At 71.0% G+C, this 15026-nt stretch carries 16 protein-coding genes; 2 read left to right on the top strand and 14 right to left on the bottom strand.

What is annotated here, in order from left to right; all coding sequences use genetic code 11:
• The 13 genes from AB0P41_RS07200 to AB0P41_RS07140 all read right to left on the bottom strand — a co-directional run bounded on the left by AB0P41_RS07200 (position 1) and on the right by AB0P41_RS07140 (position 12737).
• The gene (locus AB0P41_RS07200; protein ID WP_356713960.1) at positions 1–879 is read right to left on the bottom strand and encodes an ABC transporter permease; all 879 of its coding nucleotides are present in this window, start codon (positions 877–879) and stop codon (positions 1–3) included.
• Complete coding sequence (locus AB0P41_RS07195; protein ID WP_365930632.1) at positions 866–1657, bottom strand: ABC transporter ATP-binding protein; 792 nt, start codon at positions 1655–1657, stop codon at positions 866–868. The genes AB0P41_RS07200 and AB0P41_RS07195 overlap by 14 nt, the downstream gene beginning before the upstream one ends.
• Positions 1658–1703: 46 nt before the next feature.
• Complete coding sequence (locus AB0P41_RS07190; RefSeq protein WP_365930630.1) at positions 1704–2819, bottom strand: aliphatic sulfonate ABC transporter substrate-binding protein; 1116 nt, start codon at positions 2817–2819, stop codon at positions 1704–1706.
• A gap of 272 nt (positions 2820–3091) precedes the next feature.
• Positions 3092–4432, bottom strand: coding sequence for a GTP-binding protein (locus tag AB0P41_RS07185; RefSeq protein ID WP_365930629.1), 1341 nt, complete (start codon positions 4430–4432; stop codon positions 3092–3094).
• Between the two features lie 2 nt (positions 4433–4434).
• Entirely contained in the window at positions 4435–5370 is a 936-nt protein-coding gene (cysD, locus tag AB0P41_RS07180) for a sulfate adenylyltransferase subunit CysD (protein ID WP_365930627.1), read from the bottom strand.
• Positions 5367–5936, bottom strand: a complete 570-nt coding sequence (gene cysC / locus AB0P41_RS07175; RefSeq protein WP_078597893.1) for an adenylyl-sulfate kinase — start codon at positions 5934–5936, stop codon at positions 5367–5369. The genes cysD and cysC overlap by 4 nt, the downstream gene beginning before the upstream one ends.
• Entirely contained in the window at positions 5936–6652 is a 717-nt protein-coding gene (locus AB0P41_RS07170; protein ID WP_356713955.1) for a phosphoadenylyl-sulfate reductase, read from the bottom strand. Before AB0P41_RS07170 ends, cysC begins: the two co-directional genes overlap by 1 nt.
• Positions 6649–6828, bottom strand: a complete 180-nt coding sequence (locus AB0P41_RS07165) for a hypothetical protein (RefSeq protein ID WP_329206208.1) — start codon at positions 6826–6828, stop codon at positions 6649–6651. Before AB0P41_RS07165 ends, AB0P41_RS07170 begins: the two co-directional genes overlap by 4 nt.
• Complete coding sequence (locus AB0P41_RS07160) at positions 6825–8522, bottom strand: nitrite/sulfite reductase (RefSeq protein ID WP_356713954.1); 1698 nt, start codon at positions 8520–8522, stop codon at positions 6825–6827. Before AB0P41_RS07160 ends, AB0P41_RS07165 begins: the two co-directional genes overlap by 4 nt.
• Positions 8523–8637: 115 nt before the next feature.
• A complete protein-coding gene (locus AB0P41_RS07155; protein WP_349817346.1) occupies positions 8638–8721 on the bottom strand; it encodes a putative leader peptide in 84 nt (27 codons plus the stop codon).
• A 169-nt stretch (positions 8722–8890) separates the two neighbouring features.
• The gene (locus tag AB0P41_RS07150; RefSeq protein ID WP_365930624.1) at positions 8891–9484 is read right to left on the bottom strand and encodes a GNAT family N-acetyltransferase; all 594 of its coding nucleotides are present in this window, start codon (positions 9482–9484) and stop codon (positions 8891–8893) included.
• Positions 9485–9532: 48 nt separating this feature from the next.
• On the bottom strand, positions 9533–10825 hold the full coding sequence (locus AB0P41_RS07145) for a GAF domain-containing protein (RefSeq protein ID WP_356713952.1): 1293 nt from the start codon (positions 10823–10825) through the stop codon (positions 9533–9535).
• 274 nt (positions 10826–11099) lie between these two features.
• Positions 11100–12737, bottom strand: a complete 1638-nt coding sequence (locus AB0P41_RS07140; RefSeq protein WP_365930622.1) for an acyl-CoA dehydrogenase family protein — start codon at positions 12735–12737, stop codon at positions 11100–11102.
• A 17-nt stretch (positions 12738–12754) separates the two neighbouring features.
• Here AB0P41_RS07140 and AB0P41_RS07135 point away from each other — a divergent pair, with 17 nt between their 5' ends.
• Together AB0P41_RS07135 and AB0P41_RS07130 are read left to right on the top strand one after the other, a co-directional pair.
• Positions 12755–13882, top strand: coding sequence for a YihY/virulence factor BrkB family protein (locus AB0P41_RS07135; RefSeq protein WP_356713950.1), 1128 nt, complete (start codon positions 12755–12757; stop codon positions 13880–13882).
• 22 nt (positions 13883–13904) lie between these two features.
• A complete protein-coding gene (locus AB0P41_RS07130) occupies positions 13905–14666 on the top strand; it encodes a DUF6597 domain-containing transcriptional factor (protein WP_365930620.1) in 762 nt (253 codons plus the stop codon).
• Here the strand turns inward: AB0P41_RS07130 and AB0P41_RS07125 are convergent.
• A complete protein-coding gene (locus AB0P41_RS07125; RefSeq protein WP_104784578.1) occupies positions 14603–14998 on the bottom strand; it encodes a VOC family protein in 396 nt (131 codons plus the stop codon). The genes AB0P41_RS07130 and AB0P41_RS07125 overlap by 64 nt on opposite strands.
• Positions 14999–15026: the final 28 nt, after the last annotated feature.

The following is a 15026-nucleotide window of genomic DNA, read 5'->3' as shown; positions in this document are numbered from 1 at the left end:
TCAGCCCTTCACGAGGAGACCGCGGCTGCGCAGCACCCGCCGCTCCAGCGGGCTGAAGATCAGCAGGTCGATCGCGATGCCGACGAACAGGATGAGGAGGATCGCCAGGAAGATCCCCGGCATGTCGAAGTTGTTCCGGCCGTTCTCCAGCAACTGGCCGAGCCCCAGGCCCAGGTCGGGCGAGGACGCGATGATCTCGGCGGCCATCAGCGAGCGCCAGGAGAACGCCCAGCCCTGCTTGAGGCCCGCCAGATAGCCGGGCAGCGCCGCCGGCAGGACGATGTGGATCGTCCCGCGCAGCCCCGTCGCGCCGATGGTGCGGCCCGCGCGCAGGAACAGCGGCGGCACCTGGTCGACGCCGGAGACCAGACCGTTGGCGACGGACGGCACCGCGCCGAGCAGGATCACCGCGTACATCGTCCTGTCGTCGAGGCCGAGCCAGATGATGGCCGGAGCCACCCACGCCACGGACGGCAGGGACTGCAGTCCGGAGAGGATCGGGCCGATCGCCGCCCGGACCACCTTCACCCGCGCGACCAGCAGACCCAGCGGGGTGCCGATGGCGACGGCCATCACGAAGCCGAGCAGACCGCGCGACACACTGGTCCAGATGACCTCCAGCAGGGTGCCCTGCAGCCACATCTCGGTCAGGCTGTCCCAGACCGCCGCGGGCGGCGGGAGCTTGTAGTCGTCGGTGACCTTCGCCCAGACCAGCAGCTGCCAGACCAGGACCACCAGGACGACCGCGACGACCGGCGGCAGGACCTTGTTGAGCAGGATCTCGCGGGTCGGCGTCCTGCGTACCTGTACGGCGTCGAGGGCGTCCAGCCCCGCCTCCAGACCCGCCAGGTCGTCGGCCTTCGTCTCAGTGCTGGCCATGTCGGCGGATCTCCCCACGCAGTTGTTCGGTGATCTCGACGGACAGCTCCGCCACGGCGGTGTCCTCGATGCGGCGGGGATGCTCGATGCCGACCGTCCACTCCCGTGCGATCCGGCCCGGACGCGACGACAGCAGGATGACGCGCTGGGCGAGCCGGACCGCCTCACGCACGTTGTGGGTGACGAAGAGGACGGAGGCGTTCGTCTCCCGCCAGATCCGGGTCAGCTCGTCGTGCAGCACATCGCGGGTGATGGCGTCGAGCGCGGCGAACGGCTCGTCCATCAGCAGCAGCCGGCTGTCCTGGGCGAGCGCCCGGGCCATCGCCACGCGCTGGCGCATCCCGCCCGAGAGCTCGTGCACCCGCTTCCCGTACGCCCCGCCGAGGCGTACGAGTTCCAGCAGCCGTTCCGCCTCGGGGCGGCGGTCCGACTTCGGCACCCCGCGCAGCCGCAGGGCCAGTTCGATGTTCTTGCCCGCGGTCAGCCACGGGAAGAGGGCGTGTTCCTGGAACATCAGGGCGGGCCGGCCGCCGGGGGTCTCGATGGACCCCGCGCTCGGTCGGTCGAGTCCGGCCACCAGGTTGAGCAGCGTCGACTTGCCGCACCCGGATGCTCCCAGGAGGGTGACGAACTCGCCCGGAGCGACATCGAGCGTGATGTCGTCCAGGACGAGCTGCTGCCCCGCGGGTCCGGCGAAGGACTTGGAGACGTTGGTGATACGAGCGGCGTGCTCGACCGCTGCACGGTCCTCGGCCTTGGTGAGGGTGGTGGTCGCCATGGTCGTCACCTCCTGGGAGTCGTCAGTGATCCTGCTGCGGTCGGGGTTACTTGACGCCGAGGCCGGCGTCGGCGACCTCGGGCTGCCCCGCGGCCTTGAGGATCTTGTTCAGCGGCTTCAGGTCGTAGATGCCCTTGAGGTCGGGCTTCTCCAGCAGACCGGCCTCGACCGCGTGGTCCGCCTGCGCCTGCAGCGTGGCGGCCAGCGGGTCGTCGGTGATCCGGATGGACGCCCAGGCCGGGTCGAGGACCTCGGCGGGCAGGGCCTTGCCGCTCAGTTCCTCGAGCGCCGCGTTGGCCGAGGCCTTCGCCCTGTCCGGGTCGGCGTTGATCCACTTGTTGGTGTTCACCGTCCCGCGCAGTACCGCGTCGACGACGTCCGGGTGCTCGGAGAGGAACTTCTGCGACACGATGATGTTCGTGATGACGAACTTGTCGTCCGGCCAGAGCGTCGACTCGTCGAGCAGGACCTTGCCGCCCTCGGCGACCAGCTTGGAGGCGGTCGGCTCCGGGACCCAGGCGCCGTCCAGCGACCCCGCCTTGAAGGCGTCCGGGGTCACCTTGTTGTCCGAGCGGACCACGGAGATGTCGCCCTTGCCGCTCTGGGCGTCGACCTTCCAGCCCTTCTCGGAGATCCAGTTGAGGAACGCCACGTCCTGTGTGTTGCCGAGCTGCGGGGTGGCGATCTTCTTGCCCTTGAGGTCATCCTGGGTCTTGATCTTCTTCGGGTTCACGACGAGCTTCACGCCGCCCGAGGCCGAGCCGCCGATGATCCGCAGGTTCTGGCCCTTGGACTTGCTGTAGCCGTTGATCGAGGGGGAGGGGCCGATGAAGCCGATGTCGATGGAGCCCGCGTTGAGCGCCTCGATCTCGGAGGGCCCGGCGTTGAACGTCGAGGGCTTGACCGTGGTGCCGCCCAGCTCCTCGGCGATGAGGCCTTCCTGGATACCGACCAGGGCGGTGGCGTGCGTGAGGTTGGGAAAGTACCCGATCTTCACGGTGTCGGCGGAGAGCTTCTTCCCGCCGGCGGAGACGTTCGACTTCGCGGAGTCGTCGTCCTTCGCCTCGGAACCGTAGCCGCAGGCGGTGGCCGCCACGGCGAGCAGCGACGATGCGGCGGCAGCGGCGAGGCCGCGGCGGAGAGTGGTACGGGCGGCTGGCACGGGAGGCTTTCCTCTCGTCGGCCCGGTCTCACGGCCCCCTGAGGTCGGGTGGCGCGGCCGGGCGGTCGGCAGGTCTTCGTCTGAACGGGCGGTGCGGGTCGTACGAACGGGCGCGCAGGCAGTGCGCGTACGTCATCACGCACATCGCCCGACCCCGCCCAGTCCTCCCCCAAGCTCTCGACTTCGCTCGACCAGGGGGCACCCCCACCCGAGGGCGCCGCTGCCGACCCGGCCGCCCTCCTTCGCGAAGGACGAGAAGAAGTCCGTGGTCATCAGAAGTCCCACTCCGCGTCCTCGGCGGAGGTGCCGGCGCCCTCGTCCCCGTCGGTGACGGCGGCGAACGAGGCGCCCGCCATTCCGGCCGTCAGCGTCGTGCCGTCGGCCGGGTCGATCAGCAGGAACGAGCCGGTGCGCCGCGAGTCGGCGTAGGCGTCGAGCGCGAGCGGCTCGGCGGTGCGTACGACGACCCGGCCGATGTCGTTGGCCACCAGCTGTCCGGGGGACGGGTGCTGGGAGAGGTCGTCCAGTGTGAGCCGGGACGGGATGTCCTTGACGATGGCCTTGACCGTGCGGGTGGTGTGCTTGAGCAGCACCCGCTGGCCCACGGTGAGGGGCTGGTCGGCGACGTGGCAGACGGTGGCTTCGACGTCCTGCGTGGTGGCGGGCGTGTCCCCGCTCGGCGCGATGAGGTCGCCGCGGGAGATGTCGAGGTCGTCGGTGAGCCGCAGTGTCACGGACTGGGGGGCCCACGCGACGTCGACGCTCTCGCCGAGCGCGTCGATCCCCGCGATCGTGGTGGTGCGTCCGGACGGCAGCACGGAGACGGTCTCGCCGACGCGGAAGACCCCTGCGGCGATCTGGCCGGCGTATCCGCGGTAGTCGGGGTGCTCGGCGGTCTGCGGGCGGATGACGTACTGCACCGGGAAGCGCGCGTGGCACTCCGTCAGGTCGTGGCTGACCGGCACCGTCTCCAGGTGCTCCAGGACGGTGGGGCCGCCGTACCAGTCCATGTGGGCGGAGGGCTCCACGACGTTGTCACCGGCCAGTGCGGAGATCGGGATGGCGGTGATCTCCGGGACGCCGAGCGAGGCGGCGTAGGCGGTGAACTCCTTGGCGATCGCGGCGAACACCGGCTCCGCGTAGTCCACGAGGTCCATCTTGTTGACGGCGAGGACGACGTGGGGGACCCGCAGGAGGGCGGCGACGGCCGCGTGCCGGCGGGTCTGTTCGACCACGCCGTTGCGGGCGTCGACCAGGACGACGGCCAGCTCGGCCGTCGAGGCGCCGGTGACCATGTTGCGGGTGTACTGCACGTGGCCCGGGGTGTCCGCGAGGATGAAGCGGCGCCGGGGCGTGGCGAAGTAGCGGTAGGCCACGTCGATGGTGATGCCCTGCTCGCGCTCGGCGCGCAGTCCGTCGGTCAGCAGCGCCAGGTCGGGCGCCTCCTGGCCGCGGTTGGTGGAGGCCAGCGCGACGGCTTCCAGCTGGTCGGTGAGGACCGACTTGGAGTCGTGCAGGAGGCGTCCGACGAGGGTGGACTTGCCGTCGTCGACGGACCCGGCGGTGGCGAACCGCAGCAGGGTGGTGGCCGACAGGTCGGTGATGGTGGTCATGTTTAGAAGTACCCCTCGCGCTTGCGGTCTTCCATCGCGGCCTCGGACATCTTGTCGTCGGCGCGGGTGGCGCCCCGCTCGGTGAGCCGGGAGGCGGCGATCTCGGTGATGACGGCGTCCAGGGTGGTGGCGTCGGAGTCGACGGCTCCGGTGCAGGACATGTCGCCGACGGTGCGGTAGCGCACCTGGCGGGTCTCGACCGTCTCGTGGTCCTTGGGGCCGCCCCAGTCGCCTGCGGTCAGCCACATGCCGGAGCGGTTGAAGACCTCGCGCTCATGGGCGAAGTAGATCTCCGGGAGCTCGATGCCCTCACGCTCGATGTACTGCCAGACGTCGAGCTCGGTCCAGTTGGAGATGGGGAAGACACGGACGTGCTCACCGGGGGCGTGGCGGCCGTTGTAGAGCTGCCACAGCTCGGGGCGCTGGCGGCGGGGGTCCCACTGGGAGAACTCGTCACGGAGCGAGAAGACGCGTTCCTTGGCGCGGGCCTTCTCCTCGTCGCGGCGGCCGCCGCCGAAGACGGCGTCGAAGCGGTGCTGCTGGATGGCCTCGGTGAGCGGGACCGTCTGGAGGGGGTTGCGGGTGCCGTCGGGGCGCTCGCGGAGCTTGCCCGCGTCGATGTACTCCTGGACGGAGGCGACGTGCAGGCGCAGCCCGTGCTTCTCGACGGTGCGGTCGCGGTATTCGAGGACCTCGGGGAAGTTGTGCCCGGTGTCCACGTGGAGCAGCGTGAAGGGGACCGGGGCGGGTGCGAACGCCTTCAGCGCGAGGTGCAGCATCAGGATCGAGTCCTTGCCGCCGGAGAAGAGGATCACCGGCCGCTCGAACTCACCCGCCACCTCACGGAAGATGTGCACCGCCTCCGACTCCAGGGAGTCCAGGTGGCTCAGTGCGTACGGGTTGACGGTGCCTTCCGGCACGGTGGCGACGGTGCTCACGCCAGGCCCCTCTCGGTGAGCAGCGCACGGAGCGCCGCTGCGGACTCCTGCACGGTCTGCTGGTGCGACTCGATCCGCAGATCCGGCGACTCGGGTGCCTCATAGGGGTCGTCGACCCCGGTGAGGCCGCTGATCTCGCCGGCTGCCTGCTTGGCGTACAGCCCCTTCACATCGCGCTCGGAGCACACCTCGACCGGGGTCGCGACGTGCACCTCGAGGTACGCGGTGCCCTCCTGCTGATGGCGCTTGCGTACGGCGTCACGGCTGTCGGCGTACGGCGCGATGACCGGGACGAGGACCTTCACGCCGTTGGCGGCGAGCAGTTCGGCGACGAAACCGATCCGCTGGACGTTGGTGTGCCGGTCCTCGCGGGAGAAGCCGAGGCCCGCGGAGAGGAACTCCCGGATCTCGTCACCGTCGAGCACCTCGACCCGGTGTCCGTCCGCGCGCAGCCGGCCGGCCAGCTCGTAGGCGATGGTGGTCTTGCCCGCGCTCGGCAGACCGGTGAGCCAGACGGTGGCTCCCGTCTCCGTCACGCTCATCGATATCTCCTGATCAGTCGTCATCAGCCGTGCAGCCCGCATTCGGTCTTGCCCCGACCGGCCCAGCGGCCAGCCCGTGCGTCCTCGCCCTCCAGCACCCGGCGGGTGCAGGGCGCGCAGCCGACGGAGGCGTAGCCGTCCGTCAGCAGCGGGTTGGTCAGCACGCCGTGTTCGGCGACGTACGCGTCCACGTCGTCCTGGGTCCAGCGGGCGATCGGCGAGACCTTGACCTTGCGGCGCTTCTCGTCCCACCCCACGACCGGGGTGTTCGCGCGGGTGGGGGACTCGTCGCGGCGCAGCCCGGTCGCCCAGGCGGCGTACGCCGTCAGGCCCTCCTCCAGCGGCTTGACCTTGCGCAGCGCGCAGCACAGGTCGGGGTCGCGGTCGTGCAGCTTCGGCCCGTACTCGGCGTCCTGCTCGGCCACCGACTGACGCGGGGTCAGCGTGATGAGGTTGACGTCCATGACGGCGTCCACCGCGTCCCGGGTGCCGATGGTCTCCTCGAAGTGGTAGCCGGTGTCCAGGAAGACCACGTCCACGCCGGGCATGACCCGGGAGGCGAGGTGGGCGACGACCGCGTCCTCCATGGAGGAGGTGACGCAGAAGCGCTTGCCGAAGGTGTCGGCCGCCCACTTCAGGATGTCGCTCGCGGAGGCGTCCTCCAGGTCGCGCCCGGCCCGCTCGGCAAGCTCCCTCAGCGCCTCGTCGGTGAGCTCGGCGGTGTGCAGCGTGTCCGTCATGTCCCGTCCCCTTCCACGTCGTTGCGCTGGAGTCCGTGGGCCAGCAGGCCCAGGAACTTCAGCTGGAACGCGCGATTGCAGGAAGCACATTCCCAGGCACCGTGCCCCGCCTCGTGAGGGCGCAGGTCCTCGTCGCCGCAGTACGGGCAGTAGAACGGCGCGGCTCGCTCGCTCATGACAGCGACTCCGCACTCGCCCGGGCGGCCCAGGTCGCGAAGCGCTCGTCGTCCTCGCGCTCCTCCTGGAACTTCCCGAGCACCCGCTCGACGTAGTCCGGGAGTTCGGCCGAGGTGACCTTCAGCCCGCGGACCTTGCGGCCGAAGCCGGCCTCCAGGCCGAGCGCGCCGCCGAGGTGCACCTGGTAGCCCTCGACCTGGTTGCCGTCGCCGTCCAGCATGAGCTGGCCCTTGAGGCCGATGTCCGCGGTCTGGATGCGGGCGCAGGCGTTGGGGCAGCCGTTGATGTTGATGGAGAGCGGCTCGTCGAAGTCCGGCAGCCGGCGCTCCAGCTCGTCGATGAGCGCGGCTCCGCGCGCCTTCGTCTCGACGATCGCCAGCTTGCAGAACTCGATGCCGGTGCAGGCCATCGTGCCGCGCCGGAACGGGGAGGCGTTCACCTGGAAGTCCAGTGCCTCCAGACCGGCGGTCAGGGACTCGACCTGGTCCTGCTCCACGTCGAGGATCAGCATCTTCTGCTCGACGGTGGTGCGCACCCGGCCCGAGCCGTGCGCCTCGGCCAGATCGGCGATCTTGGCGAGGGTGGAGCCGTCGACCCGCCCGACGCGCGGGGCGAAGCCCACGTAGAAGCGGCCGTCCTGCTGCGCGTGAACACCGATGTGGTCGCGCCAGCGCTGGGAGGGCTGTGCGGGGGGAGGGCCGTCCAGCATCGGGCGCTTGAGGTACTCGTCCTCCAGGACCTGGCGGAACTTTTCCGGACCCCAGTCGGCCATCAGGAACTTCAGGCGTGCGCGCGTGCGCAGCCGGCGGTAGCCGTAGTCGCGGAAGATCCCGACGACGCCCGCCCAGACGTCGGGGACCTCGTCCAGCGGCACCCAGGCGCCCAGTCGCTCGGCGAACCGCGGGTTGGTGGAGAGCCCGCCGCCGACCCACAGGTCGAAGCCGGGGCCGTGCTCGGGGTGGTCCACCCCGACGAAGGCGATGTCGTTGATCTCGTGCACCACGTCCTGGACCGGCGAGCCCGAGATCGCGGTCTTGAACTTGCGGGGCAGGTTCGAGAATTCCTTGCTGCCGATGTACCGCTCGTGGATCTCGTCGACCGCGGGCGTGCCGTCGATGATCTCGTCGGCGGCGATCCCGGCCACCGGGGAACCGATGATCACACGGGGGCAGTCGCCGCACGCCTCGGTCGTCGAGAGCCCGACGGCCTCCAGCTTCTCCCAGATGGCCGGGACGTCCTCGATGCGGATCCAGTGCAGCTGGACGTTCTGCCGGTCGGTGACGTCGGCGGTGCCCCGCGCGTACTCCTCGGAGATCTCGCCGATGACGCGCAACTGCCCGGTGGTCAGCTTCCCGCCGTCGATGCGCACCCGCAGCATGAAGTAGCGGTCGTCCAGCTCCTCCGGCTCCAGGACGGCGGTCTTGCCGCCGTCGATGCCGGGCCGGCGCTGGGTGTACAGGCCCCACCAGCGCATACGCCCGCGCAGGTCGTTCGGGTCGATGGAGTCGAAGCCGCGCTTCGAGTAGATCGTCTCAATGCGTGTCCGCACGTTGAGACTGTCGTCGTCCTTCTTGAACTGCTCGTTCCCGTTGAGCGGGGTGTAGTGACCCATGGCCCACTGACCTTCACCACGGTGACGTCCGGCCTTGCGGCGGGGCGTGGCGGTAGCAGGCTTATCGGGGATGGCGGCCATGGCGATACGTCCTTCGGGACTGCAGGAGGGCGGCTCTGAACTGCACACTCGCGTGAGGCGCGGCGGTGCGCAGGGGGATGGAGCAAGACATCGGGAATCGCGGTGCTGGAGACTCTCAGCGGACCGGACAGATGGCGCTGGACATGCGGCCGAGGTCGACGTGCCGCCGACTCACCAAGGCAATTCCAGTTCCAGACATGACGGAAGCGTGGCACGCGCATCTCGGGCCAGTCCACCACGATCCAATATGTGGACGAGATGGTCCCGAGGAATGAGACGCTGTGGCGTCGGTCACGCCCTCACTGTCGACAAAGCGACATGATGGCGTGCGATCCGGCGTGCGATCCGGGGTGTGACGCCGCGCGCGATCAGGCGTGCGCGCCGGGCCAGGGGCCGGGGTGGGCGACCTGGAGCTCCTGCTCAATCCTCGTGTCGAACAGCCGGAACCCCCGCCGCAGATAGTTGTCCATCGCGTGCGGGCCGTCGTCGGAGCACGTGTGCAGCCACACCCTCTTGGTGGGGGCCCGCTCCGGGTGGCGCTCCGCGAGGTCCCAGGCGCGCGCCACGCCGTACGACAGCAGGTGCCCGCCGATCCGGCGGCCCCGGAAGGAAGGGATCAGACCGAAGTAGACGATCTCGACGGCCCCGTCCTCCTGGGCGTCGAGCTCGATGAACCCGGCCGGGGTCCCCTTCTCGTACGCCACCCAGGTCTCGGCCGCCGGGCGCTCGACGATCTCCCGCCACTGCGCGTAGCTGTGGTCCAGCCGGTCGGTCCACCGGACGTCCGCGCCCACCGCCGTGTAGAGGAAGCGGCTGAACTCCGGCAGCGGTATCTCCGAGCGTGCGACCGTCACTCCGTCCGCGGGGAGGGCGGCGGGGCTGAGGTCGGCGGGCGACGTCTGTTCCAGATACCAGACGGTCACGTCGGAAACGGCGGGGGCCGAGTGTGTGGAGTCGCTCATGGCGGCCAGAAAACCACGACCGCGGTTTCCCGCCAAACCCGGTCCGGCTCAGAGCGTCCCCGCGGGCATACGCGCCCTGAGCACCACCGGAGCCGTCGAACGCGGCAGCAGATCGGCCGGGACGTCCGGATGGACCACCTCCACCTCGACGCCTTCGCGGAAGCGGTACGGCCGATGGGTCAGCACCTCCGCGAGATGGCGGCGCATCCGGGATATCTCGGCCCGCACCGTCACTGTCCTGGAGGAGTCACCGAAGACGTCCTCGGCCAGCTCGGCCGCGGTACGCCCCTCCCGGTGCAGGGCCAGGGCGTACAGCAGCTCCGCGTGGCGCGGCGAGAGCGGGTGCGTCCAGCTGCCCACGGGGCCCGACACATGGACCGTGAGCCCCCGCTCCCGGCTCAGGTCGAGCACCACCCGGCGCGGTGAGCGGTCGTGCGCCCCCTCCGCGACCTGGACCAGCCAGCCGCCGGGCAGCGGCTCCACCCGGCACATCCCGAGCGCGGCCAGCCACACCGTGCCCGGCTGCAGCGACTTCGGCAGCGGCAGCCGGTCCACGGGCGGCATCCCGCTGACGGCGGCCAGCCAGCCGTGCACGTCGACCACCAGCGCCCGGCCGCCCAGCCGGCACAGGAGCGGCGCGGCCACCGAGCGCAGCCGCTCGATCGCCACCAGATGCCGGCCGCGCAGCTCGCTCTCCGCCAGCGCCGCCACCGAACCCACCAGCGCCAGCGTCGCGGGATGAAAGGTGGAGGCGGGCCCGCTGATGTCGACGATGCCCATCAGCCGGCCGTCCCTGGGGTCGCGCACCGGGGCCGCCGCGCAGGTCCAGGTGTGCAGGGCGCGGACGAAGTGCTCGGCGGAGTGGACCTGGACGGGCGTGCGCGTGGCGAGAGCCGTACCGATGGCGTTCGTGCCCGTCGCCGCCTCGTCCCAGGCCGCACCCTCCTCCAGGCAGATGTCCTTCGCCCGGCGCATCACGGCCGCGTGCCCCTGACGCCACAGGATCCTGCCCTCGGTGTCGGTGACGACCATGATCTGCTGCGCGGCGTCCGCGATCGTGGCCAGCCCGTCCCGCAGGACGGGCATGATCTCGCCGAGCGCCGTGCTCCTGCGCCGGTGCTCGATCTCGTCGGTCTCCAGCAGCCTGCTCTCCGGCGACTGTTCGGGGTCGATGCCACAGCGCAGCACACGGTCCCAGGACGCGCCGATCTCCGCGCGCGGGACCGCCGCCGTACGCTCGCCCGTCAGCCGGGCCTCCCGTGCGCGGTGGACCTGCTGCTCGGTGAGCGCCGGGTACGAGGCGTTCTCCGGCCGCGGTCGAGCGACAGGGTCTGTTTCCATGACGGTCCCCCCAACAAAGCGTGGGCCCGGTCGGGAAGAGAGAAACCCGGCCCAAAGGACACATCCTGCCGTGCAGGGTGCCCGGTGGCTCGTACTCCGCGCAATGGTTGCAACCCTTTGCAACTCTGGTGACCGGGCCGCAGACCGTACGAGAGTGACGGAGCGCCGTGCGGGGAGTCCTCGACCCGCCGTGCGGTGCGGCACAAGCGTGGAGGGTGGTGCCGTGTCGGCGCAGCACCACCCTCCGTCGTTTGTCACCGTTCCTGCATGGGGCCTACCTCTCGCGCGCCCGCGCCCGCTCCACGACCGTGGCCAGATCCAGACTGTGCGGCAACGTCCCGAAGGCCGACCCCCAGTCCCCGCCCAGCCGTGACGCGCAGAACGCGTCCGCGACCTCCGGCGGCGCCCAGCGCAGCAGCAGCGAGCCCTGCAGCACCAGGGCCATCCGCTCCACCAGCCGCCGGGCACGTGCCTCGACGGCGTCCAGGTCGGCCAGCTCCGTCAGCAGGTCCTTGATCGCCGCGTCCAGCCGGTGGTCCGCGCCCCGCGCCTTCCCGACCTCCTGGAGGAAGGCGTTGAGCGCCTGCGGCTCACGCTGCAGCGCCCGCAGCACATCGAGGGCCTGTACGTTGCCCGAGCCCTCCCAGATCGAGTTGAGCGGTGCCTCCCGCAACAGCCGCGGCATCCCGGACTCCTCGACGTAACCGTTGCCGCCGAGGCATTCCAGGGCCTCCCCGACCACCGCCGTGCACCGTTTCGTCACCCAGTACTTGGCCGCGGGCACCGCGATCCGCAGGAACGCCCGCTCCTCCTCCGTGTCCGCGTCGTAGGCGGCGGCCAGCCGCAGCGCCAGCGTCGTCGCCGCCTCCGACTCCAGGGCCAGGTCGGCCAGTACGTTGCGCATCAGCGGCTTCTCGATCAGCAGTCCGCCGAACGCGCTCCGGTGGGCGCTGTGGTGGACCGCCTGCGCCACCGCCTGGCGCATCAGAGCCGCCGAACCGACCACGCAGTCCAGCCGGGTCGCCGCCACCATCTCGATGATGGTGCGCACCCCCCGCCCCTCCTCGCCGACCCGGCGGGCCCACGTCCCGTCGAACTCGACCTCGCTGGAGGCGTTGGACCTGTTGCCCAGCTTGTCCTTGAGGCGCTGGATCGCGAAGACGTTGCGCTCACCGTCCGGCAGGACCCGCGGTACGAGGAAGCAGCTGAGCCCGCCCGGCGCCTGCGCCAGCACCAGGAAGCCGTCCGACATGGGCGCCGAGCAGAACCACTTGTGGCCGGTGAGCAGATACTCCCCGTCGCCGGCCAGCGGCTCGGCCCGGGTGGTGTTGGACCGCACGTCGGTGCCGCCCTGCTTCTCCGTCATGCCCATCCCGAAGAGCACACCGGCCTTCTGCGACGCGGGCCGCAGCCCCTCCTCGTACACGTGCGACGTCAGCAGCGGCTCCCACTCCGCGGCCAGCGCGGGGTCGGTCCGCAGCGCAGGGACCGCCGCGTGCGTCATCGACAGCGGGCACCCGTGGCCCGCCTCGGCCTGCGTCCAGACCAGGAAACCGGCGGCGCGCCGGACATGGCCGCCCTGCCTTCCCCAGGCGTCCGTCAGCCCGGCCGTGACCGCGTGCCCCAGCAGCCGGTGCCAGGCGGGGTGGAAGTCGACCTCGTCGACGCGGTGCCCGTAGCGGTCGTGCGTGCGCAGCTTCGGCGGGTTCTCGTTGGCCTGCGCACCCCACTCCTGGGCCTGGAACGAGCCGGCGGACCGGCCGAGACCGCTGAGCTCCTCCCGGGCCTCGTCGAGGATCCCGGGCGCGAGATGCCGCTCGACGGCCTCGGTCAGCGCCCGGTCGGCCGTGAAGACGTCATAGCCGACCAGCGGCGGAACCTGGTTGGTCACTGTGTGGGTGCTAGGTGCCATGCCGATACGGTAAGGAGGTGCAGGCAGCAAATGAAACACCCGAGCGGCCACCGGGTCGGCTCCACCGGGCTCGAGTCCTCTACCGCAACGTCTCGAAGCGGCAGATGGCATGGCAGTTGCTCAAGGACACGGTCAATTCGTGCATCGAGTACCGCATCCTGGGCCTCGCGGCCGAGGCGGCGTTCTTCACCCTGCTGTCCCTGCCGCCGCTGCTGCTCGGCCTGATCGGGCTGCTCGGCTACGTCGACGACTGGACGTCCACCACCACGGTCGCCTCCATCGAGCGCAACATCCTGGGCGCGGTGCAGACGGTGCTCTCCGAGCGGGGCGTCAAGGAGATCGCCGAGCCCCTCATAGCCGACGTGACCACGGGCGCGCGCCCCGACGTCATCTCCCTCGGTTTCGCGATCGCGCTCTGGTCGGGCTCGCGCGCGGTGAACGTCTTCATCGACACCATCACCGTGATGTACGGGCTCGACGGCCACCGCGGCATCGTCAAGACCCGTCTGCTGGCGTTCCTGCTGTACGTGGTCGCGCTGTTGCTGGGCGCGGTGGTGCTGCCGCTGCTGGTGGTCGGTCCCGACCGGGTGGTGGAGTTCGTCCCCTGGGGCACCGAGGTGCTCGCGGTCATGTACTGGCCGCTCGTGATACTGCTCTCCATCGCGTTCCTGACGACGCTCTACCACGTGTCCGTCCCCGTCCGTTCGCCGTGGATAGAGGACGTGCCGGGGGCGCTCGTGGCGCTCGCGATGTGGGTGGTGGGAAGCTTCCTGCTGCGGATCTACCTGACGAGCACGGTCGAAGGGCCCACCATCTACGGCTCGTTGGCCGCGCCCATCGCCGTCCTCCTCTGGATAGGAATCTCCGCGTTCGCCGTACTCGTGGGCGCCGCCGTGAACGCGGCGATCGACCGCGTCTGGCCCTCGCTCGCCACCGCCGCGGCCCGCGCCGCCAGTGACCGGATCAAGGCCGCCCAGGCCGCGGAACTCGTGGCACGGGCGGCGAGCTGGGACGCGTACGCAGACGAGGACGACGAGGAGGACGTGTCGATGCCGTCCGAATTCCCCGAACGCTGGTCACGCTTCCTGCCCCCGGACGACGTGAAGTCCCGCCTGCACGGGAACCGGGACAAGGACTCCCCCTGAGGGAGGCCCTAGCCTGGTGACCATGGACGCACGGTACGAGGAGCGGGCATCGCGCTTCGGCGGCGCGGTCCTGTGGACCTGGTCCGGGCCGCGCGAACCCTCGCGGCCCGTCCTGCCCGACGGCTGCATGGACCTGCTGTGGGCCGGCGGGCGGCTGCTGGTGGCGGGCCCCGACACCCACGCGTTCACCCCCGCCGCGGCGCTCTCCGGCAGCTGCGCGGGCATCCGCTTCGCCCCCGGCACGGCACCCGCGCTGCTGGGCGTCCCGGCGCACGAGCTCCGCGACCGGCGGGTCGCGCTCGACGCCCTCTGGCCGGGCCCCGAGGTCCGCGGGCTCACCGAGCGGACCGGCGAGGCCGAGGACCCGGCCGCCGCGCTGGAGGACATCGCCCTGCGCCGGGCCGCCGGCACCGGGCCCCCGGACCCGCTCACGGTGGCCGTCGCCGCACAGCTGCGGCAGGGGCGTTCGGTCGCCGCCACCGCGCATGCGGTCGGGCTCGGCGCCCGCCAGCTGCACCGGCGCTCGCTGGCCGCGTTCGGCTACGGCCCCAAGACGCTGGCCAGGGTCCTCAGGCTGCAGCGCGCCCTGGACCTCGTACGGGCGGGAACGCCGTACGCCGAGGCCGCGTACGCGGCGGGCTGCACGGACCAGGCGCACCTGGCCCGGGAGATGCGGGACCTGGCCGGCACGACCCTCGGCCGCTATCTGGCCGCGACCGGTTACGACGGGTTGGCGGCGAACAGCGAGACCCCGCAGCCGTCCGGGTCGAGGACGACCGCGTAACGCTGGCCCCAGACGGCGTCCCAGGGCTCCAGGCCGCTCTCGTAACCGGCGGCGGTCAGTTCGGCGTACACCGCGTCGACCTCCGCCGGGCTGTCGCAGAGGAAGGCGAGACCGAGGCGCTCACCGCCCTTCGGAGCCGTCCAGCCGGGGTCGAACGAGCGGATGACGTCCTCGGTGTCCCACAGCAGGCGCTGCCCGCCCGGAAGGGCCACTTCGACATGGGGGGCCGATTCGGCCCCGGCGGGGATGTCGAGCCCGAGCCTCCGGTAGAAGGCGAGCGATGCGGCCATGTCGGCCGTGACGACGGAGATCGCGTCGAGTCGTGGAGTCATGGAACGACCGTACGGCGGGGGCCGTGAC

This window comes from Streptomyces sp. NPDC079167 (assembly GCF_040686735.1).
Classification (GTDB): domain Bacteria; phylum Actinomycetota; class Actinomycetes; order Streptomycetales; family Streptomycetaceae; genus Streptomyces.
This window is presented reverse-complemented; position numbering and strand designations above follow the sequence as displayed.

Excerpts from the sequence above, each read along its gene's own strand:
- AB0P41_RS07185 (WP_365930629.1), bottom strand. The coding sequence starts at position 4,432 with ATGACCACCATCACCGACCTGTCGGCCACCACCCTGCTGCGGTTCGCC.
- AB0P41_RS07130 (WP_365930620.1), top strand. The coding sequence starts at position 13,905 with ATGGACGCACGGTACGAGGAGCGGGCATCGCGCTTCGGCGGCGCGGTC.
- AB0P41_RS07165 (WP_329206208.1), bottom strand. The coding sequence starts at position 6,828 with ATGAGCGAGCGAGCCGCGCCGTTCTACTGCCCGTACTGCGGCGACGAG.
- AB0P41_RS07150 (WP_365930624.1), bottom strand. The coding sequence starts at position 9,484 with ATGAGCGACTCCACACACTCGGCCCCCGCCGTTTCCGACGTGACCGTC.
- cysC (WP_078597893.1), bottom strand. The coding sequence starts at position 5,936 with ATGACGACTGATCAGGAGATATCGATGAGCGTGACGGAGACGGGAGCC.
- AB0P41_RS07145 (WP_356713952.1), bottom strand. The coding sequence starts at position 10,825 with ATGGAAACAGACCCTGTCGCTCGACCGCGGCCGGAGAACGCCTCGTAC.
- AB0P41_RS07125 (WP_104784578.1), bottom strand. The coding sequence starts at position 14,998 with ATGACTCCACGACTCGACGCGATCTCCGTCGTCACGGCCGACATGGCC.
- AB0P41_RS07160 (WP_356713954.1), bottom strand. The coding sequence starts at position 8,522 with ATGGCCGCCATCCCCGATAAGCCTGCTACCGCCACGCCCCGCCGCAAG.
- AB0P41_RS07195 (WP_365930632.1), bottom strand. The coding sequence starts at position 1,657 with ATGGCGACCACCACCCTCACCAAGGCCGAGGACCGTGCAGCGGTCGAG.
- AB0P41_RS07200 (WP_356713960.1), bottom strand. The coding sequence starts at position 879 with ATGGCCAGCACTGAGACGAAGGCCGACGACCTGGCGGGTCTGGAGGCG.
- AB0P41_RS07140 (WP_365930622.1), bottom strand. The coding sequence starts at position 12,737 with ATGGCACCTAGCACCCACACAGTGACCAACCAGGTTCCGCCGCTGGTC.
- AB0P41_RS07155 (WP_349817346.1), bottom strand. The coding sequence starts at position 8,721 with ATGTCTGGAACTGGAATTGCCTTGGTGAGTCGGCGGCACGTCGACCTC.
- AB0P41_RS07170 (WP_356713955.1), bottom strand. The coding sequence starts at position 6,652 with ATGACGGACACGCTGCACACCGCCGAGCTCACCGACGAGGCGCTGAGG.